This is a genomic window from Pseudomonas sp. PME37.24/006, from assembly GCF_055556635.1.
Genome location: NZ_JBVHNL010000251.1, coordinates 1 through 247, shown reverse-complemented (window position 1 = coordinate 247; position 247 = coordinate 1). Strand labels below are relative to the sequence as shown.

The following is a 247-nucleotide window of genomic DNA, read 5'->3' as shown; positions in this document are numbered from 1 at the left end:
GCGTGGATCGGCGCGAGACCGGGGAGGCACAGGTCGGCCTCGTCGCCAGACCCGATCACGGTCTTCGTCGGCAGCAGGTCGAACTCGCGCGGCCGCGATCCGTCCCACGACGACGACCCGATCGCGAAGATCAGCCGCGGTCGACCCGAGCCCGGCGTGTAGTGCGTCGTCGTGATCCGGCGGGGCACGAACCGGTTCACGGTCGGCACGAGCGGCAGAGGCGTCCCCGGCGGCACCGGGAAGGTCA

Annotated in this window: 1 protein-coding gene; it reads right to left on the bottom strand. The window is 72.1% G+C overall.

From position 1 onward, the window contains the following. Positions 1-247 (bottom strand): hypothetical protein (locus tag ACZ3GY_RS24610; protein WP_465912422.1); only part of this gene is annotated, 247 nt, incomplete at both ends.